Annotated in this window: 28 protein-coding genes; 16 read left to right on the top strand and 12 right to left on the bottom strand. The window is 72.3% G+C overall.

Annotation, left to right across the window (positions count from 1 at the left end):
* Window positions 1-420: 420 nt before the first annotated feature.
* The gene (locus tag ACR5MH_RS13315) at window positions 421-1,140 is read right to left on the bottom strand and encodes a GntR family transcriptional regulator (protein WP_431347635.1); all 720 of its coding nucleotides are present in this window, start codon (window positions 1,138-1,140) and stop codon (window positions 421-423) included.
* Between the two features lie 135 nt (window positions 1,141-1,275).
* On the opposite strand from ACR5MH_RS13315, the gene ACR5MH_RS13310 reads away from it, so the two are divergent.
* Genes ACR5MH_RS13310 through ACR5MH_RS13280 form a run of 7 tightly spaced genes read left to right on the top strand, consistent with a single transcriptional unit; the run spans window position 1,276 to window position 10,080 of the window.
* Window positions 1,276-2,628, top strand: a complete 1,353-nt coding sequence (locus ACR5MH_RS13310) for an ABC transporter substrate-binding protein (protein ID WP_433861840.1) — start codon at window positions 1,276-1,278, stop codon at window positions 2,626-2,628.
* Between the two features lie 4 nt (window positions 2,629-2,632).
* Window positions 2,633-3,607, top strand: a complete 975-nt coding sequence (locus ACR5MH_RS13305) for a carbohydrate ABC transporter permease (protein WP_431347632.1) — start codon at window positions 2,633-2,635, stop codon at window positions 3,605-3,607.
* Entirely contained in the window at window positions 3,604-4,416 is an 813-nt protein-coding gene (locus tag ACR5MH_RS13300) for a carbohydrate ABC transporter permease (RefSeq protein WP_431347631.1), read from the top strand. Before ACR5MH_RS13305 ends, ACR5MH_RS13300 begins: the two co-directional genes overlap by 4 nt.
* A gap of 53 nt (window positions 4,417-4,469) precedes the next feature.
* Window positions 4,470-5,276 carry a 6-phosphogluconolactonase gene (locus ACR5MH_RS13295; protein ID WP_431347630.1) on the top strand — a complete coding sequence of 269 codons (807 nt, stop codon included), beginning with the start codon at window positions 4,470-4,472 and terminating at the stop codon, window positions 5,274-5,276.
* A gap of 55 nt (window positions 5,277-5,331) precedes the next feature.
* Window positions 5,332-6,633: a hypothetical protein gene (locus tag ACR5MH_RS13290; RefSeq protein WP_431347629.1), complete on the top strand. Its 1,302-nt coding sequence runs from the start codon at window positions 5,332-5,334 to the stop codon at window positions 6,631-6,633.
* Between the two features lie 2 nt (window positions 6,634-6,635).
* Window positions 6,636-7,655: a BadF/BadG/BcrA/BcrD ATPase family protein gene (locus ACR5MH_RS13285; RefSeq protein WP_431347628.1), complete on the top strand. Its 1,020-nt coding sequence runs from the start codon at window positions 6,636-6,638 to the stop codon at window positions 7,653-7,655.
* Window positions 7,656-7,698: 43 nt separating this feature from the next.
* Window positions 7,699-10,080 (top strand): beta-glucosidase family protein, encoded by a 2,382-nt coding sequence (locus tag ACR5MH_RS13280; RefSeq protein WP_433861839.1) that lies wholly within the window; start codon window positions 7,699-7,701, stop codon window positions 10,078-10,080.
* Window positions 10,081-10,084: 4 nt separating this feature from the next.
* Here the strand turns inward: ACR5MH_RS13280 and ACR5MH_RS13275 are convergent, their stop codons facing one another.
* Window positions 10,085-10,228 (bottom strand): hypothetical protein, encoded by a 144-nt coding sequence (locus ACR5MH_RS13275; RefSeq protein WP_431347625.1) that lies wholly within the window; start codon window positions 10,226-10,228, stop codon window positions 10,085-10,087.
* 48 nt (window positions 10,229-10,276) lie between these two features.
* On the opposite strand from ACR5MH_RS13275, the gene ACR5MH_RS13270 reads away from it, so the two are divergent.
* The 3 genes from ACR5MH_RS13270 (at window position 10,277) to ACR5MH_RS13260 (ending at window position 12,270) form a co-directional block, all read left to right on the top strand.
* Window positions 10,277-11,080 carry a thioesterase family protein gene (locus ACR5MH_RS13270; RefSeq protein ID WP_431347624.1) on the top strand — a complete coding sequence of 268 codons (804 nt, stop codon included), beginning with the start codon at window positions 10,277-10,279 and terminating at the stop codon, window positions 11,078-11,080.
* A 107-nt stretch (window positions 11,081-11,187) separates the two neighbouring features.
* A complete protein-coding gene (locus tag ACR5MH_RS13265; protein ID WP_431347623.1) occupies window positions 11,188-11,622 on the top strand; it encodes a VOC family protein in 435 nt (144 codons plus the stop codon).
* A gap of 6 nt (window positions 11,623-11,628) precedes the next feature.
* On the top strand, window positions 11,629-12,270 hold the full coding sequence (locus ACR5MH_RS13260; RefSeq protein ID WP_431347622.1) for a winged helix-turn-helix transcriptional regulator: 642 nt from the start codon (window positions 11,629-11,631) through the stop codon (window positions 12,268-12,270).
* A 72-nt stretch (window positions 12,271-12,342) separates the two neighbouring features.
* Here the strand turns inward: ACR5MH_RS13260 and ACR5MH_RS13255 are convergent, their stop codons facing one another.
* Both ACR5MH_RS13255 and ACR5MH_RS13250 read right to left on the bottom strand, forming a co-directional pair.
* Window positions 12,343-12,879 (bottom strand): dihydrofolate reductase family protein, encoded by a 537-nt coding sequence (locus ACR5MH_RS13255; RefSeq protein ID WP_433861838.1) that lies wholly within the window; start codon window positions 12,877-12,879, stop codon window positions 12,343-12,345.
* 335 nt (window positions 12,880-13,214) lie between these two features.
* Entirely contained in the window at window positions 13,215-13,571 is a 357-nt protein-coding gene (locus ACR5MH_RS13250) for an alpha/beta fold hydrolase (protein WP_431347619.1), read from the bottom strand.
* Window positions 13,572-13,809: 238 nt separating this feature from the next.
* Between ACR5MH_RS13250 and ACR5MH_RS13245 the strand changes: the two genes are divergently transcribed.
* Window positions 13,810-14,832, top strand: coding sequence for an alpha/beta fold hydrolase (locus ACR5MH_RS13245; protein ID WP_431347618.1), 1,023 nt, complete (start codon window positions 13,810-13,812; stop codon window positions 14,830-14,832).
* Between the two features lie 52 nt (window positions 14,833-14,884).
* A complete protein-coding gene (locus ACR5MH_RS13240; RefSeq protein WP_433861837.1) occupies window positions 14,885-15,562 on the top strand; it encodes a class I SAM-dependent methyltransferase in 678 nt (225 codons plus the stop codon).
* Here the strand turns inward: ACR5MH_RS13240 and ACR5MH_RS13235 are convergent.
* On the bottom strand, window positions 15,540-15,962 hold the full coding sequence (locus tag ACR5MH_RS13235; protein WP_431347616.1) for a hypothetical protein: 423 nt from the start codon (window positions 15,960-15,962) through the stop codon (window positions 15,540-15,542). The two genes, ACR5MH_RS13240 and ACR5MH_RS13235, sit on opposite strands and share 23 nt — an antisense overlap.
* Before the next feature lie 108 nt (window positions 15,963-16,070).
* On the opposite strand from ACR5MH_RS13235, the gene ACR5MH_RS13230 reads away from it, so the two are divergent.
* The gene (locus tag ACR5MH_RS13230) at window positions 16,071-17,258 is read left to right on the top strand and encodes an MFS transporter (RefSeq protein WP_431347615.1); all 1,188 of its coding nucleotides are present in this window, start codon (window positions 16,071-16,073) and stop codon (window positions 17,256-17,258) included.
* Window positions 17,259-17,333: 75 nt separating this feature from the next.
* Here ACR5MH_RS13230 and ACR5MH_RS13225 read toward each other — a convergent pair whose 3' ends face one another.
* The 7 genes from ACR5MH_RS13225 to ACR5MH_RS13195 are packed head-to-tail and all read right to left on the bottom strand — an operon-like array spanning window position 17,334 to window position 23,981.
* Window positions 17,334-19,025: a CDP-alcohol phosphatidyltransferase gene (locus ACR5MH_RS13225; RefSeq protein WP_431347614.1), complete on the bottom strand. Its 1,692-nt coding sequence runs from the start codon at window positions 19,023-19,025 to the stop codon at window positions 17,334-17,336.
* The gene (locus ACR5MH_RS13220; protein ID WP_431347613.1) at window positions 19,022-19,717 is read right to left on the bottom strand and encodes a RibD family protein; all 696 of its coding nucleotides are present in this window, start codon (window positions 19,715-19,717) and stop codon (window positions 19,022-19,024) included. Before ACR5MH_RS13220 ends, ACR5MH_RS13225 begins: the two co-directional genes overlap by 4 nt.
* A complete protein-coding gene (locus ACR5MH_RS13215) occupies window positions 19,714-20,691 on the bottom strand; it encodes a lysylphosphatidylglycerol synthase transmembrane domain-containing protein (RefSeq protein ID WP_433862652.1) in 978 nt (325 codons plus the stop codon). Before ACR5MH_RS13215 ends, ACR5MH_RS13220 begins: the two co-directional genes overlap by 4 nt.
* Window positions 20,688-21,536: an SAM-dependent methyltransferase gene (locus tag ACR5MH_RS13210; protein WP_431347612.1), complete on the bottom strand. Its 849-nt coding sequence runs from the start codon at window positions 21,534-21,536 to the stop codon at window positions 20,688-20,690. The genes ACR5MH_RS13215 and ACR5MH_RS13210 overlap by 4 nt, the downstream gene beginning before the upstream one ends.
* A complete protein-coding gene (locus tag ACR5MH_RS13205) occupies window positions 21,533-22,633 on the bottom strand; it encodes a glycosyltransferase family 4 protein (RefSeq protein ID WP_431347611.1) in 1,101 nt (366 codons plus the stop codon). Before ACR5MH_RS13205 ends, ACR5MH_RS13210 begins: the two co-directional genes overlap by 4 nt.
* Entirely contained in the window at window positions 22,606-23,004 is a 399-nt protein-coding gene (locus ACR5MH_RS13200; protein ID WP_431347610.1) for a 6-pyruvoyl trahydropterin synthase family protein, read from the bottom strand. Before ACR5MH_RS13200 ends, ACR5MH_RS13205 begins: the two co-directional genes overlap by 28 nt.
* Window positions 23,004-23,981, bottom strand: a complete 978-nt coding sequence (locus tag ACR5MH_RS13195) for a zinc-dependent alcohol dehydrogenase (protein WP_431347609.1) — start codon at window positions 23,979-23,981, stop codon at window positions 23,004-23,006. The genes ACR5MH_RS13200 and ACR5MH_RS13195 overlap by 1 nt, the downstream gene beginning before the upstream one ends.
* A 124-nt stretch (window positions 23,982-24,105) precedes the next feature.
* Between ACR5MH_RS13195 and ACR5MH_RS13190 the strand changes: the two genes are divergently transcribed.
* Genes ACR5MH_RS13190 through ACR5MH_RS13180 form a run of 3 tightly spaced genes read left to right on the top strand, consistent with a single transcriptional unit; the run spans window position 24,106 to window position 26,237 of the window.
* Window positions 24,106-24,834 carry a CDP-alcohol phosphatidyltransferase family protein gene (locus ACR5MH_RS13190; protein ID WP_431347608.1) on the top strand — a complete coding sequence of 243 codons (729 nt, stop codon included), beginning with the start codon at window positions 24,106-24,108 and terminating at the stop codon, window positions 24,832-24,834.
* 30 nt (window positions 24,835-24,864) lie between these two features.
* The gene (locus ACR5MH_RS13185) at window positions 24,865-25,620 is read left to right on the top strand and encodes an MBL fold metallo-hydrolase (RefSeq protein WP_431347607.1); all 756 of its coding nucleotides are present in this window, start codon (window positions 24,865-24,867) and stop codon (window positions 25,618-25,620) included.
* Window positions 25,621-25,673: 53 nt separating this feature from the next.
* On the top strand, window positions 25,674-26,237 hold the full coding sequence (locus ACR5MH_RS13180; RefSeq protein WP_431347606.1) for a YbhB/YbcL family Raf kinase inhibitor-like protein: 564 nt from the start codon (window positions 25,674-25,676) through the stop codon (window positions 26,235-26,237).
* Window positions 26,238-26,302: the final 65 nt, after the last annotated feature.

The following is a 26,302-nucleotide window of genomic DNA, read 5'->3' as shown; positions in this document are numbered from 1 at the left end:
CTCCACACCTTCTCTCGCGCGCACGCGCGCTGCTCCGACAACGATCGTACCGACCGCGATGGGTCCGTGGAACTAGAGCCTGGATTAAAGTTCCAATCGGGTCGTATACTCCCAGCAGGAACACGCTTCCGACAGTTCCCCCCAGGGAGGGCCCGCCCCCAGTGGTCCCTCCGCCCGACGGGCTCCCGAGATTTCGGGTGTCGGGCGCCCGTCGAGGGGTCCTGCGTTTCGGGTACGCAGGACCCCTCTAAATCTGTCGTGAACACACCGGCGCCGCGGGCGCGGTGGGTGTGCGCGGTGGCGCAGCAGTGGGGCTTCTCGTCGGAGGCGGAGTTCGTGCGGCACCACCGCGAGGAGAACGGCGCGGACCCGGTCGGTCCGGGGCGTAGACGGGACGCGACCCCGTCGGCCCAGCGACTTCTAGCCCGCCCGGTACAGGTCCGCCTCGAACCGGTACGCGTCCCCCCGATAGGTGTTCAAGCCCAGCAGCACCGGGCCACCGGCGCGGTCGTAGGCGATCTCGCGCCCGATCAGCACCGGACTTCCCGACGCGATGTGCAGCAGTCCGGCGATGTCGGCGCTCGCCGCGTCGGCCTGGACGCTGTACGCGCTGCGGTAGATGTCGACCGAGCAGAGCGTCTGCAGCGACTCGTACAGCGACGCGTCGTTCAGGTCGGCCTCCACCAGCGGCGCCGCGACCGACAGCGGGATGACGTTGGTGTCCACGCAGATCGGGGTCGAGTTCATCCCCCGCAAGCGCACCAGCACGAGCACGTCGGCGCCGGCGACGATGCCGAGCCGTTCCGCCTCGTCGATGGTGGCCGACCGGACGCTCTGCTCGAGCACCTTCGCCGTCGGTGTGTGCCCGCGCAGCCGGGCCATCTCGCTGAAGCTCTGCAGCGTGCTCGGCGGCTCTCCGACCGTTGGGCTGGGGACGAACCAGCCGCGCTGCGCCGAGCGTGCGATCCGGCCCTGTCGCTCCAGGTCTTCCAGGGCCGTGCGGATAGTGCTCCGGCTGACGTGGAGGCTCTCGGCCAGCAGCCGTTCGCCGGGCAGGCGCGTGCCCGGCGGGTACACGCCGTGGTTGAGGGACGCGTTGAGGTCGCGGGTCACGCGCTCGGCGATCGTCGGGGTCTTCACACTGGTGACCATACCAGTTCGACCGTTGGCTGTTAATTCGGTTCTCGAATGGACTATCTGGTTTGGTTATGGCTACGGTTGGTTCCGCGCCGGATCTCGGCGCCACCACCTGCTGTGGAGTTAAAGGAGACCCGCATGAAAAAGAGGCACCTCGCCGGAGCGCTCGCGCTCACCGCTGGACTGGCCCTGGGCCTGACAGCGTGCGCACCCGGAGGCTCCAGCGCCGCGGGCTCCTCGCACGCCGTCTCGAAAGACGTGTCCGGCAAGCCCGTCACCCTCAAGATCCTCGACTTCTGGCAGGGCGACGAGGGCAAGTGGATGGACTCGGTCGTCACGGCCTTCGAGAAGAAGCACCCGAACATCACCATCAAGCGCACCACGCAGGACTGGGGCCAGGTGATGAACACCCTCAACCTCCGCCTCGCCGACCCGAACGGTCCGGACATCGCGCTCGTCAACAACGGCTGGCAGTCGATGGGCACCCTCGCCAAGGGTGGCCGCATCCTCAACCTGGACGACTACTCCGACCTGTACGGCTGGAAGAAGGAGATCCCGGACACCATCGCCCGCCAGCTCGAGTTCACCCCGGACGGCAAGGCGATGGGCACCGGCTCGCTCTACGCCACCCCGGCGGCGCGTTCATCGCTGATCGGTCTCTACTACAACAAGGAGATCCTGGACAAGCTGGGCCTCCCCGTGCCGAAGACCCTGGGCGATTTCGAGAAGGACGCCGCAGCGGTCAAGGCCGCCGGCATCACCCCGATCGCCTACGGTTCGCAGGACAAGGGCTCCGCCACCTCCATCCTCTTCGCCACGCAGGACCTGTACGCGACGTCGAAGAACATCGGTGACTTCGTCTACTCCAGCGGCAAGGTCCCGATCACCTCGACCGGCATCGTCGACGCCGCCAAAGACGTCAAGAAGTGGGCAGACGCGGGCTGGTTCACCGCGAACTACCCGGGCGTCCAGTACGCCGACGCGCAGGCGGAGTTCCTGGGCGGCAAGGCGGCCTTCCGGTTCGAGTACACCGGCTCGCTCGGCTTCTCGGACGCGCAGAAGCAGACGATGGGCTACGTCCAGCTCCCGCAGGTGCAGGGCGGCAAGGTCGTAGGCACCGGTTCGACCGCGGCCAACCTCTCCATCTCGGCGAAGTCGAAGCACCCGGACGCCGCGGCGGCCTTCCTCGACTTCATGGCGTCGAAGACGGCGGCCCAGCAGGCGGTCGGCCACGGCTTCCTCCCGCTGCTGCACTCGGGCCTGAGCACGCCGAGCGGCAACGCGGAGCTGGCCACCGAGATCAGCGCCCAGCAGAAGCTCGACGCGGGCAACGGCTACGTGCCGTACTTCGACTGGTCGACCCCCTCGATGATCGACACGATCGGCGGCCAGCTCCAGCAGCTCTACGCCGGCCAGGTCACGCCCGACCAGCTCGCCGCGGCCGGCCAGAAGGACTACGACGCCTTCCAGACCCAGCGGAAGCAGGGCTGACGGGATGACCTCGTCCCAGGTGGTGCAGCGGCCGGAGGCCCCGGCCGCTGCACCGGCGGCCCCTGGCCGCAGCGCGCCGAAGCGGTCCGTGCGGCGCACGCTGACACCGCGGGTGCGCCGCCGCCGCTGGCTCGGGCTCGCCTTCGCGGCACCCGGCCTCCTGTTCTACGGCTTCGTGGTGATCGTCCCGATCCTGCAGAGCGTCAACTACTCCTTTTACCGCTGGGACGGCGTGACCACCGCGAAGTGGGTGGGCCTGAGCAACTACGTCTCCTTCTTCACCGACCCGGCCCTCCTCGAGTCGCTCGGCCACGTGCTCGTGCTGGTCGTCTTCTTCGCGGTGCTGCCGATCGCGCTCGGCCTGCTCTCCGCCGCACTGCTCGGCCGGGGCAAGCTCCGCGGCGGCGGGGCCTACCGCTGGCTGCTCTTCCTCCCGCAGGTGCTGACCAGCGTGGTCGTCGCCGTGATCTGGAAGCGCATCTACGGCCCGGACGGGCCCCTCAACTCCGCTTTGCGCGCTGTCGGCCTCGGCGACCTGGCCAAGAACTGGCTCGGCGACTTCACCTGGGCGCTGCCCTCGCTGGGCGTCATCGGCACCTGGACCGCCCTCGGCCTCTGCATGGTGCTGTTCGTCGCCGGCGTCGCCGCCATCCCGACGGAGCTCTACGAGGCCGCCCGCATCGACGGAGCCGGACCGATCCGGGAGTTCTTCTCGATCACCCTCCCGAGCCTCCGCGGCCAGGTCGCTGTCGCGCTCACACTCACGGTGACAGGAGCGTTACGGGCGTTCGACCTGGTGTGGATCACCACACAGGGCGGCCCAGGCACCTCCACCACCACGCCCGCGCTGCTGCTCTACCGCAAGGCGTTCCTCAACCCGGATGTCGGAATGGCCGCGGCCATCGGCATCGTCCTCGCGATCGTCTGCCTCGGCGTCGCGCTCATCATCACCCGACTCTCCGAGGAGAAGGACGCATGATCTCGCGCACCGAGCGCCTCCTCAACCACGCCATTCTCATCTTCGTCACGATCCTCGTGCTGTTCCCGGTGGTCTGGTTCGTGTTCACCGCGCTCAGCCCGAACCGCGGCGGGCAGCTCGACCTGCTGAACCTGCACTTCGGCAACTTCGTCACCGCCTGGAACGAAGGCAACTTCGGGTCGGCCATGATCGCCTCGGCTGTCATCACCGTCGGCGCTGTGCTCGGCCAGACCGTGCTCGCGATCCTCTCCGGCTTCGCCTTCGGCGTGCTCGGCGTCGCCGGGCAGAAGGTCCTCTTCCCGCTGATCCTGTTCGGGCTGATGATCTCGGCCGAGGTCTTCATCATCCCGCTCTACTACACGTTCCAGTCGCTCGGGCTCACGAACTCCTGGCTGGGCCTGATCATCATCCAGATCGGGATGGGCGTGCCGTTCGGCGTCTTCTGGATGCGGGCCACCTTCCGGGCCGTCCCGAAGTCTCTGATCGAGGCGGCCGAGATGGACGGCGCGCGGAGCTGGCGGATGCTGTGGCAGATCCTGCTGCCGATCTCGCGGCCCGCGGTGCTCACGCTCGCGCTGCTGTCGTTCATGTGGACGTGGAACGACTTCTTCCTCTCGCTGGTCTTCATCGCGGACCCGAGCATCCAGCCGGCGACGCTCGCGCTCGGCGTCTTCCAGGGTCAGCACACGCTGGACGTCAACATGCTCGCGGCCGGCTCGCTGATCGTGGCGCTGCCCGTGCTGATCCTCTACGCGTTCTTCCAGCGCCACTTCATCCGGGGCGTCCTCAACGGCGCTCTCAAAGAGTGACCGGCGCAGACCTCACCTTCTCTCACTTCACCAGAAGCAACAAAGGAGTACCCATGCGCATCGCGCCCGAAATCCTCGACACGGCCGACGACGTCGGGCGGGAGGCCGCCCACCAGCTCGCCGACGGGATCGCCGCCGCGGCCGCCGAGGGACGGACGTTCGTCCTCGGCTGCCCGAGCGGCCGCAGTCCCATCGCCACCTACGCGCACCTCGCCGCGCTCGTGGCCGAGCGCGACCTCGACCTCTCCCACGTCGTCGTCGCCCTGATGGACGAGTACGTGGAGGAGACCGACGACGGCTTCCGCGCAATCGACCCGAGCCTCCCGCACAGCTGCGTCGGCTTCGGCCGGCGCGAGATCCTCGGCCTCCTCAACGCCGCGGCGACCCCGGAGCACCGCATCCCCGAGGCCAACCTCTGGTTCCCGGACCCGGCGGCCGAAGCCGGCGAGTACGACCGGGCGCTCGCCGCGGCCGGCGGGATCGACGTGTTCCTGCTCGCCTCCGGCGCTTCCGACGGCCACGTCGCGCTGAACCCGGTCGGCGCCGCCGCCGACACCCTGACCCGCGTCGTCCCGCTCGGGGAGGACACCCGCCGCGACAACCTCGGCACCTTCCCGACGCTGCGCAGCCTGGACGAGGCGCCGCGGTTCGGCGTGACCGTCGGCATCGCCACCATCCGCGAGCTCTCCCGCTCGGTCGTCATGGTCGTCACCGGCGAGCACAAGCAGGACACTGTGCGGCGGCTCGCGGCGGCGGACTCCTACGAGGCCGACTGGCCCGCGACCGTGCTCTCCGAATGCTCCGACGCGCGCTTCCTCGTGGACCGCGACGCGGCCGAGCTGCTCCAGACCACCCGCTGAACCCCCCTCCACCGACACCCCGCCCGCCGGCCACCAGAAAGGCAATACTCACCCCATGGCTTCCATCAAGCTCGTCTACATCGGCGGGGGATCGTCCCGCGGCGCCGGGACGATCGCGTCCATCCTCGAGCACGGCGAGGAGTTCGACGGCTCGGAGATCGTCATCCAGGACGTCGACCCGGCCCGGCTGAAGGCCGTCGAGACCATCGGCCAGAAGATCGCGCAGTCGAAGGGCCTCGACATCACGATCACGTCGACCACCGACCGCCGTGCGGCCCTCGCCGACGCGGACGCGGTGCTGTCGAGCTTCCGCCCGGGCAACTTCGCCGCCCGCGCACTCGACGAGCGCATCCCGCTCAAGCACGGCGTGATCGGCCAGGAGACCCAGGGACCCGGCGGCTTCTTCATGTCGCTGCGCTCGATCCACATCTACGAGGACATCATCCGCGACCTCGACGCCGTCGCGCCGAACGCGATCCTGTTCAACTACACGAACCCGGTCAACATCGTCTCGCAGGCCGTCACCCGGTTCACCGACCGCACGATCTGGTCGATGTGCGAGGGCCCGATCGTCTTCCCCAAGACGGTGCTGCGCGCCGCCGGACTCGATCCGGAGCGCGCGAACGTCGTCATGGCGGGCGTCAACCACAACTGCTGGTCGACCGAGCACACCTACGACGGCGAGGACCTCATGCCGCTGCTCGACGCGGCGTGGGAGGCCCGCAAGGACGACCCGACGCTCGGCACGCTGGAGAAGCGGATGCTGCAGCTCGCGGTCACCATGCGCTCGGTGCCGGCCGACTACTTCCAGTACTACTACTTCCGCGAGGAGATCCTCCGTGAGCTGCAGGGTGCCCGCACCACCCGCGCCGAGGACCTGCTGGCCGCGCTGCCGGGCTACTGGGAGCACTACGACGAGCAGTCGCAGGCGGCCGTCCCCGAGCTGGACCCGCGCCGGTCGCGCGGCGGCATCCACGAGCTGGAGCTCGCGATCGACGTGATGAGCGCGTACTACAACGACGCTCCCGCCCGGCTGCCGGTCAACCTCCCGAACACCGGCGGCGTGCTGCCTGGCTTCGACGAGGATGTCGTCGTGGAGATGTGGTGCGACGTGGACGGCTCCGGCGTGACCCCGCTGCCGCAGAAGCCGCTGCCGCACGCGGTCCGCGGGCTCGTGCAGCAGCTCGCCGAGTACCAGTATCTCGCGGCGGAGGCGGCGTGGAAGGGCACGCGCGCCGACGGCATCCGCGCGCTCTCCGCGAACCCGATGGTCCCGACGCTGCGCGTGGCCGAGGAGCTCTACGACGAGATGGCGCATGCGCACCGTGCGTACCTGCCCGAGCGGCTGCTGCGCTGAACGTGGCGGAGCGCACGGACTCAGGGCCGCTGTATCTCGCGGTCGACGCGGGCAACTCCAAGACGGTCGCGATCATCGTCGACGGTTCGGGCACGGTGCTCGGCCGCGGGCGCGGCGGACGCGGCGACATCTACGGGGCGACGAGCATCGAGGTCGCCGAGACGGCGGTGTTCGGCGCGGTCGAGGCCGCGCTGGAGGAGGCGGGAGCGGCGGTCGCGGACATCCGGTCCGCCGCCTTCCGGCTCGCCGGCGTCGACTATCCGGAGGACGCGTCCTTCTGGGACGAGCGGATCGCGGCCCGGCTGCCGGACATGGGCGGCTGGAGCGTCAAGAACGACGGCTTCGCCTCTCTGCGCCTGATCGACGGCACGGGCGTCGGGCTGTCGATCACGGTCGGCACCGGACCCGCGATCGCCGCCCGGTCGGCGGACGGGCGCGAGCAGTGCTCGGGCTGGTACGTCTTCGACGACCTCGGCGGCCAGGGACTCGGCAACAGCGCGCTCAAGGCGGCGTGCCGCGAGTGGATGGGCATGGGCCCGGCGACGGGACTCACGGCTGTGCTCTGCGAGCACTACGGCGTGGCCGACGCCGGCGAGCTCCGGCACGTCTTCACCCGGCGCTTCGGCGCGCTCGACGGGACCGAGCTGTGGAAGGCCTCCCGGCTCGTGCTCGCGCTCGCCGGGGAGGGCGACGCAGTCGCGCGCGCGATCGTCGACGACCAGGCGAGGGCTTTCGTCGGCTATGCGGAGTGGTGCGCCCGGAGCGTCGGGGCGGACTTCGCCGCGGGCGACCTGCCGGTGCTCCTGAACGGGTCGGTCGCGACCTCTGAACACCCGGCCATGCGGGACGCTCTCCTGGCCGAGCTCCGCCGGGTCGCGCCGGGCGCCCGCGTGACGGTCGCCACGGAGTCGCCGCTGCACGGCGTCCTGCTCGACGCGCTCGCGGAGGGCGGCGTTGCGGTGACGCCCGAGCTGATCGCCCGCGTTCGGCACGAGCACCCCGAGGCGTTCCTGGCGACCTGACGCGTCTTCCCTTCCCCACGGCACCCCGAAAGGCCACCTCACCATGCAGACCCCTCCCTTCGTCGTGGACGACGTCCTCGCCGCCCTCACCCTGGAGGAGAAGGCGTCGCTGCTCTCCGGCGTCGACGACTGGTTCACCCAGGCGATCGACCGACCGGGGCTCCCCGCGCCGGTTCCCGCGATCGAGGTCGGCGACGGCCCGCACGGGCTGCGCAAGGAGACCGGCGTGGACATGGTCTGGGTGCCGGCGACCGGCTTCCCGACCGCGTCGGCGATGGGCGCCTCCTGGGACCGCGACCTCATGCGCCGGGTCGCCGCCGCGATCGGTGCGGAGGCGCGCGCCGAGGGCGTGCAGGTCGTGCTCGGACCGGGGGTGAACATGAAGCGCTCGCCGCTGTGCGGGCGCAACTTCGAGTACTTCTCCGAGGACCCGCTGCACGCGGGCGAGCTCGGCGCGGCCTACGTCGACGGCCTCCAGTCGGCGGGCGTCGGGGCGTCGCTGAAGCACTTCGCGGCCAACAACCAGGAGATCGAACGGACCCGGATCTCCGTCGTCGCCGACGAGCGGACGCTGCGCGAGACATACCTGCCGGCCTTCGAGCGCGTGGTGCGCCAGGCCGAGCCGTGGACGGTGATGTGCTCCTACAACCGGCTCTTCGGCGTGCACGCGTCGCAGAACCGCTGGCTGCTCACCGAGGTGCTGCGCGAGGACTGGGGCTACACCGGCGCGGTCGTCTCCGACTGGGACGCCGTGCACGACCGGGTCGCCGCCCTCCGCGCCGGCCTCGACCTGGAGATGCCGGGCACCCACGGCCGCACGGTCGCGGAGGTGGTGGCGGCAGTGCGCACGGGCGAACTCGACGAGACGGTGGTCGACGCGTCGGCGCGCCGCATCCTGGAGCTGGTCGCCCGCACCTTCCCCGGCGCGGACCACGTCAACGGCCCCGTTCTGGACCTCGGCCACACGCCGGGGGACCGGCTGAGCTCCGCGCAGCTCGACCTCCTCGACGCCGACGCGCACCACGCGCTGGCGCGGGAGGCGGCGTCCGCGTGCGTCACGCTGCTGCGCAACGAGGGGGCGGTGCTTCCGCTCGCGGAGACCGGCGGCACGATCGCGGTCGGCGGCACGATCGCCGTCATCGGGGCCTTCGCCGAGGACGCGCGCATCCAGGGCGGCGGGTCCTCCGGCGTCGATCCGACTCGGGTGGACGTGCCCCTCGACGCGATCCGGGCGATCGCGGGGGAGCGGGTGGTCTACGCTCCCGGCTACATCGACGTCCCCACGAACGCGTACCAGGACGACAACGCCGCGGTGTTCCGTGCCCACGGTGTTGCTTCGGAGTCGGAGCGCCCCGCGGTGGCCCGCCGCTCCGAGCACCTGGTCGAGGAGTTGCGGGTCGCGGAGTCCGTGCAGCGTCTGCGGCAGGGACCGCTTTCCGACCGTGCCCGACAGCTCATCGAGGAGGCCGCCGCCGTCGCCGCGTCCGCCTCCGCCGAGGCGATCGTGGTCTTCGCCGGGCTCCCGCTCTCCCACGAGCAGGAGGCCAACGACCGGTTCACCCTCGGCCTCCCCGCCGACCAGGTCGCCCTGATCGAGGCGCTGGCCGACCTCCGCGACCGCACCGGCGCCTCCCTCACCGTCGTGCTGTCGAACGGCTCGCCCGTGACGATGGACCCGTGGCACGACCGCGTGGACGCCGTCGTGGAGGCCTGGCTCGGGGGCCAGGCCGTCGGGAGCGCGGTCGCCGACGTGCTCTTCGGCCGCGTGAACCCGTCCGGGAAGATCGCCGAGACTTTCCCGCTCGCGCTCGAGGACACCCCCGGCTTCCCGAACTGGAACGGCGACCGCGGGACGGTCCTCTACGGCGAGGGCGTCTTCATCGGCTACCGCTGGTACGACGCGCTGCGTCGGGGTGTGCGCTACCCGTTCGGCCACGGGCTCTCGTACACCGGGTTCGCCTACGGCGACCTCCAGGCCGAGGTGGTGGACCCGTCCTCCGGTCGGGTGCGGGTGACGTGCACGGTCGCCAACACCGGCCCCGTCGCGGGCGCCGAGATCGTGCAGCTCTACGTCGGCGACCCGGAGGCCGAGGTGCACCGCCCCGTGCGGGAGCTCCGCGGCTTCGAGAAGGTCGGGTTGGAACCGGGCGAGACGGTTACGGTCTCCTTCGACCTGGTGAGCCGGGATTTCGCGTACTGGGACACCTCGTCGACCCGGCCGGACGGCCGCTCGGGCCTGTGGCGGCGCGAGGGAGGGGACTTCACGATCGAGGTCGGCGCCTCGTCGCGTGACATCCGGCTCGCCACCACGATCACGCTGCCGGACGACCCGACGATCCCGCCGCTCGTGCGCGACTGGGGGCTGCGCCGAGCCGAGGAGGGTGGCGCGCCCTCGTCGCGCTTCGTGCAGGGGCACGCCGGGTGAGAGGCTAGCCCGGCTCCTCCTCCGACTCCAGCGTTTCGTCCGCGTCCACCTCGGTGTCGTCGGTCTCGGTCGCCTCGATGGCCGCCTCCGCCTGCGCCCGCTGCTGGGCTTCGGCGGCGGCCTCGCGCTCGCGTTCGTGTCTGCTCATACGCTCCAGTCTCGCTCGGGAGGGCCTCCTGCGCCTACGTTGGAGGTGATGAACGCCGACGCCACCTTCCCCGCGGCCTACTTCGTGCAGCGGAGCGAGAACACCTTCACCCCCACTCCGCACGCCGGCGGCGCCTGGGCGGACGACGAGATGCATTTCAGCCCGCTGGGCGGCCTGATCACGCACGCCATCCTGCGCCACGCCGCGAACCCGGACGGCCCCGCGCTGCAGCTCGCCCGGATCAGCTTCGACATCCTCGGCTTCCTCGCGCTGGACGAGGTGGAGCTGTCGGTCGAGACGATCCGCCCCGGCCGCACCATCGAACTGGTGGAGGCGACGGCGGTCATCCACGGCCGCACCGCGGTCAAAGCGCGCGCCTGGCTGCTGTCCGCGTTCGACAGCGCCGAGGTCGCCGGTGGAGCCGCCGGCCCGCTGCCTGCGCCCGAGACGGCCACTCCGTGGTCGATGATGGAGGCGTGGCAGGGCGGCTACGTGGCGTCCCTCGACACCCGCGCCGTCCGCTCGCCGGAGGCCGGCCGGGCGACCGTGTGGCTGTCGACCGGCTGCGAGCTCATCGAGGGGGTCGCGGTCGACCCGGTCACGGCGTGGATCACGCTGGTCGACACGGCCAACGGCGTCGCCGTGCGGGAGCACCCCACCCGTTGGATGTTCCCCAATGTCGACCTGACCATCCACCTCCACCGGGCGCCGTCCGGCGGCTGGCTCGGGCTGGACACGGAGGTGGTGTTCGGGACGTCGGGGCTCGGGATCACGCGGTCGGTGCTGCACGACCGGGACGGCGCGGTGGGGTTCGCGGAGCAGGCGCTGACGGTGCGGCGGTTGACGGAGTAGGTGGTCTGCGGCAGCGCCGCGGCGAGTGAAACAGGGTCTTGACCAACGTACTTGTTTTTTGCAAGTATGACCCGTATCAACACCTCACCACGACAAGGGAGCCCACGATGTCCATGATGTTCGTCAACCTGCCGGTGACCGATCTGGAGCGCGCCAAGGCGTTCTACGAGGCCGTCGGGTTCACCATCAACCCGCTCTTCACCGACCACAACGCCGCGTGCGTCGTCGTCGACGAGGACCACAACTACTTCATGATCGTCACGCGCGAGTTCTTCCAGACCTTCTCCGACCGCCCGGTCGGCGAGCCGTCGAAGACCGTGTCCGCGTCGACCTCGATCATGCTCGACAGCCGCGACGCCGTCGACGCGACCGTGGCCGACGGGATCGCCGCCGGTGGCGTGGAGGAGCGACCGGCCGCAGACTACGGTTTCATGTACCAGCGGCAGCTCGCCGACCCGGACGGCAACATCCTCGAGTTCGGCTGGATGGACCCGGTCGCCGCGCAGCAGGGCCCCGAGGCCTACCTGAACCAGCAGGCCTGAGGTCCGATGGTCGCGCGCGACTACGGGCAGTACGACGGGATCACCCAGGCCCTGGAGCTCGTGGGGGAGCGCTGGGCGCTGCTGATCGTCCGCGACCTGCTCGTCGGGCCGCGTCGCTACGGCGAGCTCGCCGTGGGTCTTCCCCGCATCCCGAGCAACATCCTGGCGGCGCGGCTCAAGGAGCTGCAGGCGGCCGGCATCATCCGCCGGGCACCGCGCTCGCGCATCGTCCTCTACGAGCTCACCCCGTACGGGCGGGAGCTCGAGCCGGTCGTGCTCGCGTTCGGGGCCTGGGGGTTCAAGGCGCTGGGGGAGCCGCGCGCCGAGCAGATCATCACGCCGGACTCCATGACCATCTCGTTGCGCACCGCCTTCCAGCCGCAGGTCGCCGCCGAGCTGCCGGCGACGGCCTACGGCGCGCGGTTCGGTGACGACGGCCTCCTCATCCAGGTGGAGGGGCCGCGCCTGGCCGTGAGCCGCGGGGACGGGCCGGCCGACCTGGCATTCGCGAGCGGGCCGGACATCCGGCGGCTCATCTCCGGAGAGCTCACGCCGGAGGCGGCCCTCGACGCCGGGGTGGTGGAGGTCCTCCAGGGCCCCCGCACGCTCCTCACCCGCTTCGCGACCACCTTCCACCTCGCCGCGTAGCGGTCGACGCCGGCCGATTCGTGCCGAATGTGCTGATTCACGTCGCCGCAGGCGACATTCGGCACGAATGTGTCAGGCCAGGACCCGGTAACCGACCATCAGATACCCGGTGGACGACATCGACGAGGAGAGCGTCTCGAAGCGCATCGCGTGCAGACCCTCCAGCAACCGCCGTCCACCCTCCGCCACACCGGGCGCGATCACGAGTCTCAGTTCGTCCACGACCCCGCCGGCCAGGAGCGCCTGCGCGACCGTGATGCTGGCGTGCACGCCGATGTCGCCGCCGTCGCCCTCCTTCAGTCGCCTGGCGAACTCCACGACATCCCCCTCGATCGCCGTCGCCCCCGACCATTCGGGGTCGAGCGGCGCCGACGTCGCGACGTGCTTCGTCACCCCGTTGATGAAGTCCGAGAACGGCTGGATATCGCTGCCCGGCCAGTACCGCGCCCATTCGTCGTAGCTGCGCCGGCCCAGGATGACGGCGTCCTGCGTCGCGATCACGGCGCCGAGGTCGGCGTCCATGTCTTCGTCCCAGTCCGGGATGAAGGCGTCCGGATCCTCCGCGACACCGTCGAGCGACACCAGCTCGTAGACCACGATCTTCCGCATGCGACGAACGTAGCCGGTCGGGCGGGTGCGCGGAAGCTGCGCAGCGGACGGGCGAGCGAACCCGTTCAGGCCGCGCGGCGGGTGCGCCGTCGTGCCCGTCGCTCGGTCCGACGTCGCTCGGTCCGACCTCGCGCGGCGGCCAGGTCGGTGACCGCAGCGCCCGCAGCGGGCGTCTCGACCCGGACCAACGGCAGGCACGTGCGTTCGCGCATCCAGACGGCGGTGCGGGTCACGGGCTGACGGCTCACGACGTGAGACGTTATCCGGAGAGAGCCGGCGGGTCAACCGGTTCGGGCGCGATTCACCTGTCTCGTCACCCGCTTGTCCCGTTCAGTTCACGCGAGGAACGCCTCCACCCGGTCCGGCCAGGTGTCCGCGTCGGCGGCGTCCTCGGCGAGGAACAGCTCCGAGGCCGGGATGAGTTCGTGCAGCCGTTCGGCGGTCGAGAGCGGGTGACCCGCGTCGCCGGCCCAGGGGAGCAGGAGCACCGGCATCCGCAGCGTCGCGACCTGCTCCGGGCTCGGCAGGTCGGAGAGCGCCGCGCCGCGCAGCACGGCAGGAGCCGTCGCGGGCCGCAGCTGCGGCTCCGGTGTGACACCGCGCTCGGCGAGCACGGGCGGCAGCGCCAGAGCGGATGCCGCCATCAGCTTCATGAGCGCGTCCCAGCCCTGTGTCTCCAGCAGGTCGGCCATCTGACCGTAGACCGCGGCCTGGGCGGGGCGCGTCTCCCACGCGGTCGGGGGAGGCCGAGCACGAGTCGGCGGAAGCGCTCCGGATGCCGGACGGCGGCGGTGAGAATCGTGCCGGTCCCCATCGAGAGCCCGGCCTGCGTGCGCCGGGGGAGCGCGCGATTCGGAGGTCATCGTAATCGCGGGGTCCGACGGCGCAACGCTCGTGCCGCAGCCACGCCGCCCGCCGCACAATGGACGCATGCAGCAGCGGATCAGCAGGCTGACGACCGAGGGCGGCACCGAGCTGGCGTTCGCGACGACCGGGTCCGGCCGCCCGCTGCTGTACGTGTCGGGGTGGGTGAGCCACCTCCAGCTGAGCTGGGAGATCCCGGAGGAGCGCGCCTATTTGGAGAGTCTCGCGCAGGGCTGCCTGCTGGTCCGGTACGACCGCGCCGGGTGCGGGCTGTCGGCGCCGTCGGGGCGCGAGCCGTCGCTGGAGTTCGAGCTGGAGCAGCTGGACGCCGTGGCCGTGAGCGCCGGACCCGCGCCGTTCGACCTGATGGGGTCCTCGATGGGCGCGCCGATCGCCGCGGCGTGGGCGGCAGCGCATCCGGAACGGGTGCGGAGGCTGGTGCTCTACGGCGGCTGGCGGTCCGGAGCCCGGCTGTCGCCGCCGAGCGCGCGCGACCATGTCCTCGCGCTCGTCGAGTCGCACTGGGGACTCGGTTCGGATGTCCTCACCGACATCTTCGCGCCGGACGCGCACGCGACGACGCGCGAGGAGTTCGGCCGCTACCAGCGCGCCTCCTCGGACGCGGCGACCGCCCGCGCGCTCCTTGAGCTCAGCTACCGGATCGACATCGGCGACGTCCTCGGCGGGGTGCGCGCGCCGACGCTCGTCGTCCACCGCGACCGGGACCGCGCGGCGCCGCTCGCGCAGGCCCGGGAGCTCGCCGCCGGCATCCCGGGCGCAGAGCTCGTGGTGCTCCCCGGCCGGTCGCACCTGCCGTACGCGGGCGACGCCCACGCACTGGTGGCGACGGTGCGCCGCTTCCTCGGCCTCCGCGCGTCGCGCCGCGGAGCCGGGAGCCTCACCGAACGGCAGACGGAGGTCGCGGCCCTCATCGCGGACGGCCGCACGAACCACGAGATCGCGGACCGCCTCGGAATCGACGAGCGCTCGGCGGAGGGTCACGTCGAGCGCATCCGGCTGCGGCTGGGGTTCCACTCCCGGGCACAGGTCGCGGCGTGGTACGCGGCGCAGCGCGAGGACGCGCGCTAAGTGGGGTAGTTCCCCGCCTGACTCGCTGACCGCGGTCCGGGAGGCTGTCTCCATGACCCGAGTCACCCTCCGCACGTCCGCGCCCGCCTTCGAGCAGCACCCCCTCCGGGGCCCCTTCAACGCCGCCTTCTTCCGCGTCATGGACCCGTACATCGAGCACCACCTCCGCCTGCACAAGCAGCGCGCCTTCGCCGAGCTGCCGCCGGAGGTCGTCGAGCTCGGCTCCGGGGTCGGCGCGAACCTCCGCTACCTCCCGGCCGGCGCGACTCTGATCGCCGTCGAGCCGAACCGCCACATGCACGCGCGCCTCCGGTCCGCGGCCGCTCGCGCCGGCGTGCGCCTCGACCTTCGTGAGCGCCTTGCCGAGAGCACCGGCCTCCCGGACCACAGCGTCGACACGGTCATCTCGTCGCTCGTGCTCTGCACGGTCCACGATCCGGACGCCGTGCTCGCCGAGGTCCGGCGCATCCTGCGGCCGGGCGGCGCCTTCCGCTTCGTGGAGCACGTGGCAGCGCCGGACGGGACGCCGACCCGGCTGGCGCAAAGGCTGGTCCGCCGGCCCTGGGCGTGGACATTCGAAGGCTGCTCCTGCGAGCGCGACCTGGAGGGCGCCCTCCGCGCCGCGGCCTTCGCGAGCGTGGAGGTGGAGCGCTACCGCGTCCGGACGGCGTTCCTGCCGTTCAACACGCAGATCGCGGGGGTGGCCGTCACGCCACGCGCGTCCTCCTGAACGCGGCGCCCGAGGTGATCGCCAGCACGACGATCCCGATCGCCTCGATGATGACGGTCTCCGGGACGAGGGTGAACGTCCACACCTCCCTGATGCCGAACAGGCCGACCGTGAGGGCGAGCAGGAGCGCGGCCAGGCTGGCGATGAGGAACAGCAGACTGAGGAGGGTGGCGAGGCGCAGCCAGGCGCCGCGCAGCACCAGCATCCCGATCGCCAGGACGATGGCGGCGATCGCGTTGAGGACGAACAGGACGCCGAGCAGGCCGCCGACACCGTCGAAGATCAGGAACAGATGGATCCCGGCGACCAGCACGAGCACGATTGCGCTCAGGATCCGCATGAGCCGCATCGGCCCCTGGCTGCTCCGGCTGCTCTGACTGCTCTGGATGCTCTGGGTCATGGCTCTACCCGCTTCCTTCCCCGGGCCTCCACCGCTGAAGGCCTCATGGGGAACACGAACGAGGCTCGGTATCGGTTCAATCGGCGCGGCGGGGTTAGCATCGCAACCATGCCTCACGCGTCGGACTGGAGCGCGGGCACCGTGCGCGAGGCGGCGGGCGGACTCGTCGCGCTGACGGTGGCGACCTTCCTCGCGGTGACGACGGAGATGCTGCCGGTCGGGCTGCTGCCGGCGATCGGGAACGACATGCGGGTGTCCGACTCGGTGACCGGGCTGCTGGTCACGGTCTATGCGTTCATGGTCGCCGTTCTCGCGGTGCCGCTGACGCTGTCGACGTCCCGGTTCTCGCGCAAAGGCCTGCTGCAGGCGACGCTCGTGGCGTACACGGTGAGCAACCTCGTGGTCGCGGTCGCGCCGGACTTCGGCGTGCTGGCGGCGGGGCGCGCCTTCGGTGGGATCGCGCACGCGCTGTTCTTCTCGGTCAGCATCGGGTACGCGTCCCGGCTGGTGACCTCCGCGTTCACCGGGCGCGCGCTGGCGCTGGTCACCGCGGGAGCCTCGGCCGGGTTCGTGCTCGGGGTGCCGCTGTCGACCTCCCTCGGCACGGCGCTCGGCTGGCGCGCGGCGTTCGGCGTGCTGGCCGGGGTGTGCGCGGTCACGGTCGTCATCGTCGCGGTGCTGCTGCCGGCGGTCCCGGGAGGCGGGACCGGGCACACCGGGGAGGGCGCGGGCGCTCGCCGGGTGCGGCTGGGGATCGTCTCCACAGCGAACGCGATCGTGTACCTGGGGCAGTTCACGGTCTACACCTTCGTCTCGGTGATCCTCCTCGCCACCGGGCTGCCGGTGCAGGGGGTCGGTCCGGTGCTGCTCGGGATCGGCGCGGTCGGGCTGGTCGGGACCTGGTTCGCGGCGGCGACGCTCGACCGGCGACCGCGCTCGACCGTACTGGCGCTGCTCGGCGCGGTCACGGTCGGGCTGGTGGGGGTGGGGATCGCCTTCCCGGCGCTCGCCGGCGTGCTCGCGGCCGCGGTGCTGTGGGGCGCGGGCTTCGGCGGGGTGGCGTCGGTGTTCCAGACCGCGGCGATCCGCACGCGCGGCGCGACCCCGGAGGTCATCGGGGCGCTCGTGAACTCGACGGCCAACATCGGGATCGGAGGAGGGGCGGCGGTCGGCGCGGCGGTGCTCGCCGGGCCCGGGCTGGGGTGGCTGCCGTTCGCGGGGGCCGCGCTGGTGGTCGTGGGACTCGTCGTCATCCTGGTGGCGCGCCGGTCGTTCCCGTCGTCGCCCGAGGCGTGACACTCGCCGGCGATTCGTGCCGAATGTCGCGAATGGCGACGCGAAACGCGACATTCGTGCCGAATCGCGCTGACTTCAGGGGCCGTAGGCCGTCAGGAAGCGGTCGCGGAAGGCGTCCATGCGCCAGACGGGGGCGCCGGCGGACGGCAGCAGCCCGGGCTGCCAGCCCCACGACGCGATCCGCTCGGTGACGGCCGGGTCCTTCGCGATGATGCTGATCGGCACGTCGTGGTTCGCGCCGGGCCCGCTGACGACCGTCGCCGGCTGGTGATCGCCGAGCACCAGGAGCACGAGGTTCGGGTCGTCGAAGGTGGTCAGGAACGAGGTCAGCGCGCCCATCGTGTACTCGATCGACTGGCCGTAGAGCTGCTGGACGTGGTGCGGGTCCTGCCAGACGACGCTCGGCGGGAGGCCCTCCGCCGGCTGGGGGTCGAAGACCGAGCCGTCGCCGAGCTGATCCCAGGGCAGCAGCTTCGGCAGCGGCGTCCACGGCGTGTGCGAGGAGACGAGGTCGATCTCCGCCATCAGCGGCGGGTGCGGCCCGGCGAGCTGGTGCTGCTGGAAGTAGGCCAGCGTGTACTGGTCGGGCACCTGCGCGTAGCTGAAGATCGGTCCCCGGTAGCCGACGTTCGTGGCGTTGAGCTCCTGCTCGTAGTGGTAGAACGTCGACCCGACCGGCCACGGCTTCGAGTCCGACGGGACGTCGCTGAGGGTCCGCCAGCCGGCTTTGCGGAAGGCGTCGCTGAGCGTGAAGCGGGTGCCGGCGGTCACCTGGTCGTAGCGCTGCTGCGAGTCGACCCACAGCCCGGTCTGCAGCGTGGAGTGCGCAAGCCAGCTGATCCCGCCGAACGTGGACGAGGTCAGGAACGCGCTGCGCTCGGTGTAGCCGTGGGCGGCGAGGGCGGCGTTCCCGCTGCGCAGGACCGCATCCACCCCCGGCGAGAAGGACGTGCCCTGCACGGCGACCTGCCCGTAGCTCTCCACGAAGACGATGACGACGTCCTTGCCCTTCAGCCCGGTCAGCAGGTCGGAGGCGGGCAGCGCCGCATACGGGTCGCTGGACGCCGCGCGGTCGAAGACCGCCTGGTCGCGCGCGGCGACCTGCACCTGGTCCACCGTCGAGGCCGCCGCGGAGAGCCCGTCGGCCGCGGCGACCGGCTCGCCGGGCACGAGCTGAACGCCGACGATCGCGAGGACCAGCCACCCGGCCGTGACGGCGGACGCCGCGATCAGGCTCGGCCGGCGCCGACGGGTGAGGACGCGCGCGACGCGCAGCAGGGAGGCGGCGACCGCGACCACGGCGCCGACCGCCACCAGCGCCACGAGCGCCAGGAGGCCGATCGCCCCCGCCGTCCCGGTGGAGTCGCGGACCACTCCGTAGCCGTCCACCAGCTCGGACCATCCCGACACCACGTCGAACGGCCGGCCGACCGTCGCCTCGAACACGCGGTCGAGTGCAGCGACCATCGTCGCGAGGACGAGCAGCAGGGCGACGAGGATCGCGAGGGTGCGGCGCGCCCACCGCCACGGGAGCAGGATGAGCGTGGCCAGAGCGAGGACGCACTCCAGCGGGACGCGCACGAGGGCGAGCGTCGAGTCGGAGGCGACCAGGCCGGGGGCGAGCGAGGCGACGAAGAGGATGACGACGGCCAGGGTGGTGGCGACGGCGGCCAGGGTGGTGGCGACGACGGCCAGGGTGGTGGCGACGGCGGCCAGGGTGGTGGCGACGGCGCTCCGGACCCGGCGGTCCCTGCGCTGCCGGCTCACGGGAAGCCCCCGAACCGGTCGGACAGGGCGTAGCGCAGCAGCACGACATCCCCGATCGGCCGGGCCTCCACGAGCGCGGCACGGCGGTCGCTCGTCCACGGGTACGCGCCCTCGCCGACGAAGCGGGGCGCGTCCCGGTCTCCGACGAAGAACGGGGCCACCGCGAGGTGCAGCTCGTCGGCCAGCCCCTCCGAGAGGAACTGGGTCAGCGTCCTCCCGCCGCCCTCCACCATCAGCCGCCGCACGCCGCGCTCGCCGAGGTCCGCGAGGAGGTCGGTCATCCGCACGTCGTCGCCGAGCGGCACGACGGTCGCGGCGTCGCCGAGCCGGTCGGCGAGGAGGCCGTGCCGGTCGCGCGGGCAGTACACGAGTTTCCGGGTGTCGCCGAGGGTGAAGAAGTTCGCGCGGGGATCGAGGTCGCCGGTCGAGGTCACGGTCGCCTTCCAGGGCGTGCGGCACTTCCCGGAGGCCTCCCGCCGGTCCTGGCGCTCGGCACTGCGGACGAGCAGCCGCGGGTTGTCCCGCCGAACCGTGCGGGCGCCGACGAGGATCACGTCGTGCCGCGCACGGACCTCGTCCACCCGGTCGAAGTCGGCGGCGTTCGAGAGCGCGAGCTTCGGCGGGCGCGCGGTGTCGAGGTAGCCGTCGAGGGAGATGGCGCAGCTCACGGTCACATACGGTCGCTCGGTCATGCCCGCATCCTCCTCCTGCGCCGAACGGCCGCGTACTGCACGATCAGCGCAGCCGGGGCGAAGCACACGAAGGCCAGCACGCCGTACAGCGTGGCGGCGGAGACGCCGCCCGCAGCGCCGAAGCCCGCCATTGCGAACGCCCACCCGGCCGCGCCCTCCCGCGGACCCCAGCCGCCGAGGTTGAACGGGATGGATGCCGCGAGCAGCACCACCATCCCGAGTGCGAGGAGACGCAGCGGCGGCACGTCCGCGCCGACGGCGATCGCCGCGATCGCGAACGTGCCGAGGTGGCACGCGCAGACGATCACCGACGCGACGACCGCCTGGAGGCAGACCGACGCCGAGCCGAGGCCCTCCCGGAGCTCCCGCCATTCGTGCGCCAGCGCCCGTCGGACGCGTCGGCTCGCGGAGGCCGTGACGGCGCCGCCGACGATCACGGCCGCGAGCGCGACGCCGAGCACCGGCAGCAGGACGCCCTCGAACTCCATCCCGACGATCGCCAGCACACCCACCGCGAGGACGAGCTGCACCACCTGGCCGAGCAGCCGCTCCACGGCGACGGACCGGGCCGCAGCGCCCATCCTGTCGGCGCTGCGGCCGTGATCGACCGCGCGCTGGATGTCGCCGACCACGCCGCCCGGCAGCACGGTGTTCACGAACTGCGAGCGGTAGTACGCCCCGATCGCCGTGGACCAGCGGAGGCCGACGCCGAGCCGTCCGGCGATCAGGCGCCACCGCCACGCGGCCGCGACCGTCGCGAGCGCGGTGAGGGCGAACGCGGCGAGAACCGTGGGCCCGTCGAGGCTGAGGAGGCCGTGGAGGAAGGGGCCGGTTCCGACGCGTGCGACGATCGCGATGAGGATGGCGAGGGGGACGAGGACGCGGAGGGTGATCCGGAGCCCAGGGCGTGCGAGGAGGCGGCGGCGCGGCGCTGCCCTCGTCGTCTCGTCCGCTGCGCTCAGCCGGACGGTCATCGCGGCCACGCCAGCACGTCGAGGTGGTACACGACGGCGGACAGCACGCCGCGGCGCTGCTGCTCGCGGCGCAGCTCCCGGTAGCCTGCGGCCCGATCGAGCAGCGCCCGATCGCGGTCGACCTCCGCCTGCTCCACCGCCGCGTCGACCCAGCCGTCGAACCACGCGCCCAGCAGCAGGTCGCGTCGGTCGAGCCGCCACGTCGTGAGCGCCGTGCGGACGTGCCAGCCGGCGCGCGCGAAGAGCCCGCGCACGATCGGCGCGCCGTACCGCCCGAGCAGGCGGCGGCCGTCCACCTCCCGGCGCTGGTGCTCGTTGAAGGCGCGGGCGAAGCGGATGTCGCGCGGATCCCAGGGCCGCACCTCCACGTCACCGGTCACGCTGAGCGGCAGGAACGCGGGTGCGCCGGCGGCGAGGCACGCGTCCACGATCGCGTGCGCCTCCCGCGCGGTCACGACATCGAGCAGCGCAGAGGCCGTCACCAGATCCGCGCCGGCGACGTCGGCGGGCGCGAGCCGCTCGAGCGGGGTCACGCGGGAGTCGATCGCGATCGGGCGGCCGGTGCGGTCGCGGGGAGGCGCTGTCCGCGTCGCGTGCGCGGTGAGGTCGGCGTTCCAGTCGTGGAGGACCCAGCTCTGCGACCCGGGGAGCTGCGGCGCGAGCCAGCGCATCATCGAGCCGGTGCCGCTGCCGAGGTCGTGCACGGTGATCGGGCGGCCGGGCGCCGGAGAGTCGGCTCCGACGAGTCCCGCCGCCAGGCGCGCGAGGCGCCGCGACCGTGCGCGACCGTCCTCCGCCTCCCGCAGCGCGAGCCAGTCGGCACCGACCTCCAGCACCCCGCTCATGACGGCACCGCCTCCGTCCGCAGTCCTTCCACGGCGGCCGCTCGCAGCGCGGAGGCGACGACCGCGACCGTGTCCTCCCAGCGCCGGCCGGCCTCCCGCGCCTCCAGCGCCGCCTTCTTCAGCGCGTCCCGGCGCGCCGCGCTCGCCCACCACTGCTGCAGCACCACGCGCAACGCCCAGGCGTCGTCCGGCGGCACGATCATCGCGGCGTCCGCGCGCGCGATCGCTTCGGGGATGCCGCCCACGCCGGTCGCGAGCACCGGCACCCCGTGCGCGAGCGCCTCGGCGACGGCCATCCCGTAGCTCTCGCTGCGCGACGGCAGCACGACGAGGTCGGCCTCCGCGTACGCCTCCGAGAGGGCGACCGGGTCGAGGACGCCCGCGAAACGGATCCGGCCGGAGAGGCCGGCGGCGTCGATCACGGCCGTCAGCGCTGCGACGAAGTCGGGGTCGACCTCCCGCGAGCCGACGAGCGCGCAGGTCCAGTCGTCGCGGTCGGCGAAGCCGGCGAGCGCGCGCAGCAGGAGGTCCTGGCCCTTGTGCGGCGCGATCGCGGCGACGCACAGCAGACGGCCGCCGCCCGCGGAGGCCGTGGTCGCGGGCGCTGGGTCGACGCCCGGATGGGCGACCACGATCCGGTGCGGGTCGGCGGCGTCCTGTTCGAGGAGCTGGGAGCGGGTCCATGCGCTCGTCGCGATGATCCGTCGCGCGGAGCGCAGGGCGCCGAGGTCGCGGTCGTCGAGCATCGCGCCGCCGGGCATCCCGTCGCCCGGGGTCGCCGGCGCCGCGACCATGTGCGCCAGCACCACGATCCGCAGCCGCGACCGGTGCGCCACCAGCGCCTCCGGCTCCCGGGACACCAGCAGGCCGTCCACCAGCGCGAGCGCGCCCTCCGGCAGCGCCGCCAGCGCACGGGCCGTCCAGCCCGGGCCGCGGCCGGTGACCAGGAGCATGTGCACCGTCCACCCCGCGCCGCGGAGGCCGTCGCGGACGCGCTGGTCGTAGCGGTTCCCGCCGCTCACCCGGGGCGGGTCGTCGATGGTGTCCGGCACCACGAAGTACACAGCGGTCACAGCGGCCTCGAGTAGCTCGCCCACGCGATGTGGGACTCATGAAGGGTGACGGCGATGGAGGTCAGCCCGGTCGCACGACCGAGCGCCCCGTCGGCCGCGGCGTCTGCCAGCCGGTCGGCGATCGCCCGGCACAGCACCTCCGTGGTGGTGTTCATCCCGGAGAAGGCGGGCTCGTCGTCCAGGTTGCGGTACGTGAGCGAGCCGGTGATGTCGGCGAGCACGGCCGTGGCGCGGCCGATGTCGACCACGACACCGTCGGCGTCGAGCTCGTCGGCGCCGAAGGTCGCGTCCACGACGAAGGTCGCGCCGTGCAGTCGCTGCGCGGGCCCGAACGCCTCGCCGGTGAAGCTGTGGGCGACCATGAGGTGATCGCGGACCGTGACCGTGTACGGCATCAGGCGTCCTCCCAATCGATGCTGTGGCAGAGCTCGGAGCCGGGGCCGGCCGCCAGTCGCGCGAGGACCTCCGGCAGTTCCCGCCACGACGACGAGCCGGTCAGGAGGGCGTCGAACGCGGGGTCCCGCAGCAGGTCGAGCGCGAGTGCCAGCCGGTCGGCGGTGCTGCGCCGGTCGCGGCGCCGCGGGGACACCTCGCCCACCTGGCTCGACCGGAGGGTGAGCCGGCGGGAGTGGAAGTCCTCCCCGAGCATGAGCGTCACCGGCCGGTCGCCGAACCAGCTCGCCTCGATCACCTCGCCGTCGGCGACGATGGTCTCGAGCGCGAGCCGCAGCCCGGCCTCCGATCCGCTCGTGTGGACGACGAGGTCGCGGTCGTGCGGGGCGGCGGCGGGCTCGGCGAAGTCCACGCCCAGCCGCTCGGCGACCGCGCGCCGAGACGGGTCGACGTCGACCAGCGTGACCTCCGCGCCCGGGATGCCGTGCGCCAGCCGTGCGACGCAGCAGCCGATCATCCCGGCCCCGATCACCGCGATCCGGTCGCCGAGCAGCGGGGCGGCATCCCACAGCACGTTGACCGCGGTCTCCACTGCCCCCGCGAGCACCGCGCGCTCGGCGGGCACGCCCTCAGGGACCGGGATCACCGCGCCGGCCGGGACGACGAAGGCCGACTGGTGCGGGAAGAGCGTGAAGACGGTGCACCCGGCCAGTTCGGGCGGCCCCTGCTCGACCACGCCGACGTTGAGGTAGCCGTACTTGACCGGCGCGGGGAAGTCGCCCTCCTGGAACGGCGCGCGCATCAGCGCGCGCTGGCTGGGCGGCACCCGGCCGCCGAACACGGTCGCCTCGGTGCCGCGGCTCACGCCCGTGCGCAGCGTGCGGACCAGCACCTCCCCATCGCGGGGCACCCGCAGCGGCTCGGACCGCAGGGCGCCGACGCCGGGCTCCTCGACCCAGAACGCGGTGGCTTCGAGCACGTGGAGCTCCTCTCGCGGCGGCCTCCGATGGGACCGAGCCGTTGTGAACCATCCGTGCACACGCTGCGTGTTAAGGCAAGATGCGGCAGCGCACGGTGCCGTTCCCCAGAGACACGAGGCTGACGTGAAAAGGGTTCAACTCGCAGCGGTCGGCTGGGCCGGCGCGGGTCTCGCGCTCGTCCTCCTGATCGGGCTGCTCTCGGTCGAGTGGTGGATGACGCCGCTGCCGGCCTCGGGCTGGGCGGCGGCCGTGGCCTACCTCCTGGTGTCGAACGTGCTGCTGGTCCGCGGCCTCCAGCGCCGCCGGTCGGAACGCTTCGGGCCCGCGAACATCGTCACCTCGATGCGCTCGACGGTGGTCGGGGTGATCACGGGACTGGTGGTGGCGTCGTTCGGTTCGGCGGTGCCCGTCCCGCTGCTGGTCGGGCTGGTGATCCCGGCCCTGGCGCTCGACGCGGTCGACGGCTGGGTCGCGCGACGCACCGGCAGCACGAGCGAGCTGGGGGCGCGGTTCGACATGGAGGTGGACGCGTTCCTGCTGCTGGTGCTGAGCGTCTTCGTCGCACCGACGCTCGGGTTGTGGGTGCTGGCGATCGGCGCGCTGCGCTACGCGTTCGTGGTCGCTGGATGGGTGCTGCCGTGGCTGCGGGCGCCGCTGCCGTACCGGTACTGGCGGAAGGTGGTGACGGCGTACGCGGGGGTGGCGCTCGCCGTGGCGTGCACGGGGGTGCTTCCCGGGGTGAGCGCTGTGCTGGTCGCGGGGGCGCTGGCGCTGCTGGGGGAGTCCTTCGGGCGGGATGTGGTGTGGCTGGTGCGGGAGCGGGAGCGGGAGCGGGAGCGGGTCGGAGTGTAGCGCCGGCACGGCCATTTCTACGATGGAGACGTGACCACTCCTCCCCGCATCCTCTCCCTCGGCGGCCCCAGCCTCCTCGTCGAATTCGGCGGCGCTCGCTTCGCCGTCGACCCGACGTTCGATCGCGCGGGTGAGTACCCGATCGGCTCCCGGGTGCTCACCAAGACCACGGATGCGCGCCTCCAGCCCGCTGACCTCGGGCGCGTCGACGCGGTGCTGCTCTCGCACGACCAGCACCCGGACAACCTGGACCACGGTGGCCGGGCGTATCTGACGACCGCGCCCCTCGTCGTGACCACGCCACTCGCCTCCGGACGCCTCGACGCGTCGTGCCGCGGGCTCGAACCGTGGGACTCCGTCGTCGTCGGCGGGGTCACCGTCACCGCCGTCCCCGCCCAGCACGGGCCGGACGGGACGGAGGCCGCCACCGGCCCCGTGACCGGATTCGTCCTGGAGTCGACGAACTCGCCCACGGTCTACATCTCCGGCGACAACGCCTCGCTCGACCTCGTGGCCGAGATCGCCGGACGCTTCCCGGCGATCGAACTCGCGGTCCTGTTCGCGGGAGCGGCGAGGACGCCGCTGGTCGACGGCTGCCTCACGCTCACGAGCGCCGAGGCCGCGGAGGCCGCGCGCATCCTGGGCCGGCCGCGCGTGCTCCCCGCGCACACCGAGGGCTGGGCGCACTTCACCGAGAGCACCGAGGACTTCGTCTCCGCCTTCGCCGCGGCCGGGCTCGGCGAGCTGCTCCTCGACAGCACGCCCGGGAGCTGGGCGGTGATCTGATGGGCGTCATCTAGGCTGGCCCTCGCACCCACCCCACCCGGAAAGGCCCCACCATGCCGAACCCCATCGGACGGGCGCTGCGCGATCGGCGTGCCGGGCACGACAAGATCGTCTGGCTGCGGGACGGACTGCAGGGGCCCGAGTCGTTCGTGCTCACCAGCCCGGCGTTCGCCGATGGCGCGCCAATCCCGGCGCAGTATCGCGGTCGGCTCTTCGGGCAGGACCTCTCGCCCGCGCTCGAGTGGACGGCGCCGCCTGTCGCCACCGAGGAGCTGGTGCTCGTCGTGGAGGACCCTGACGCCCCGCGCGCCGAGCCCGCCCTCCACACGCTCGCGCGCGGCATCGACCCGGCGCTCGGCGGTCTGCCGGAGGGCGCGCTGGCCCGGAAGGGCGCACCGGAGGGGATCGCCTACGGCCGCGGGTCACTCGCCTCCCGCGGCTGGCACGGGCCGATGCCGGTGCCGTCGCACGGGCCGCACTTCTACGTCTTCCAGCTCTTCGCAGTGGACCGCCGGCTCGACCTCCCCGCCTCGTTCGGGCTGGAGGACGCCGTGCGCGCGATGCGCGGTCACGTCATCGGGCGGGCGCGCCTCGACGGGACGTACGAGAACCCGTGAGCGCGCACAACCCCTGAATGCCCGCAACCCTGAATGCCCACAACCCGTGAACGCACGAACGCCCC

Source organism: Streptomyces sp. L7 (genome assembly GCF_050990935.1).
Lineage (GTDB): Bacteria > Actinomycetota > Actinomycetes > Actinomycetales > Microbacteriaceae > Leifsonia.
Note: the sequence above shows the minus strand (reverse complement) of the source record. Positions and strands in the feature narration are given on the sequence as shown.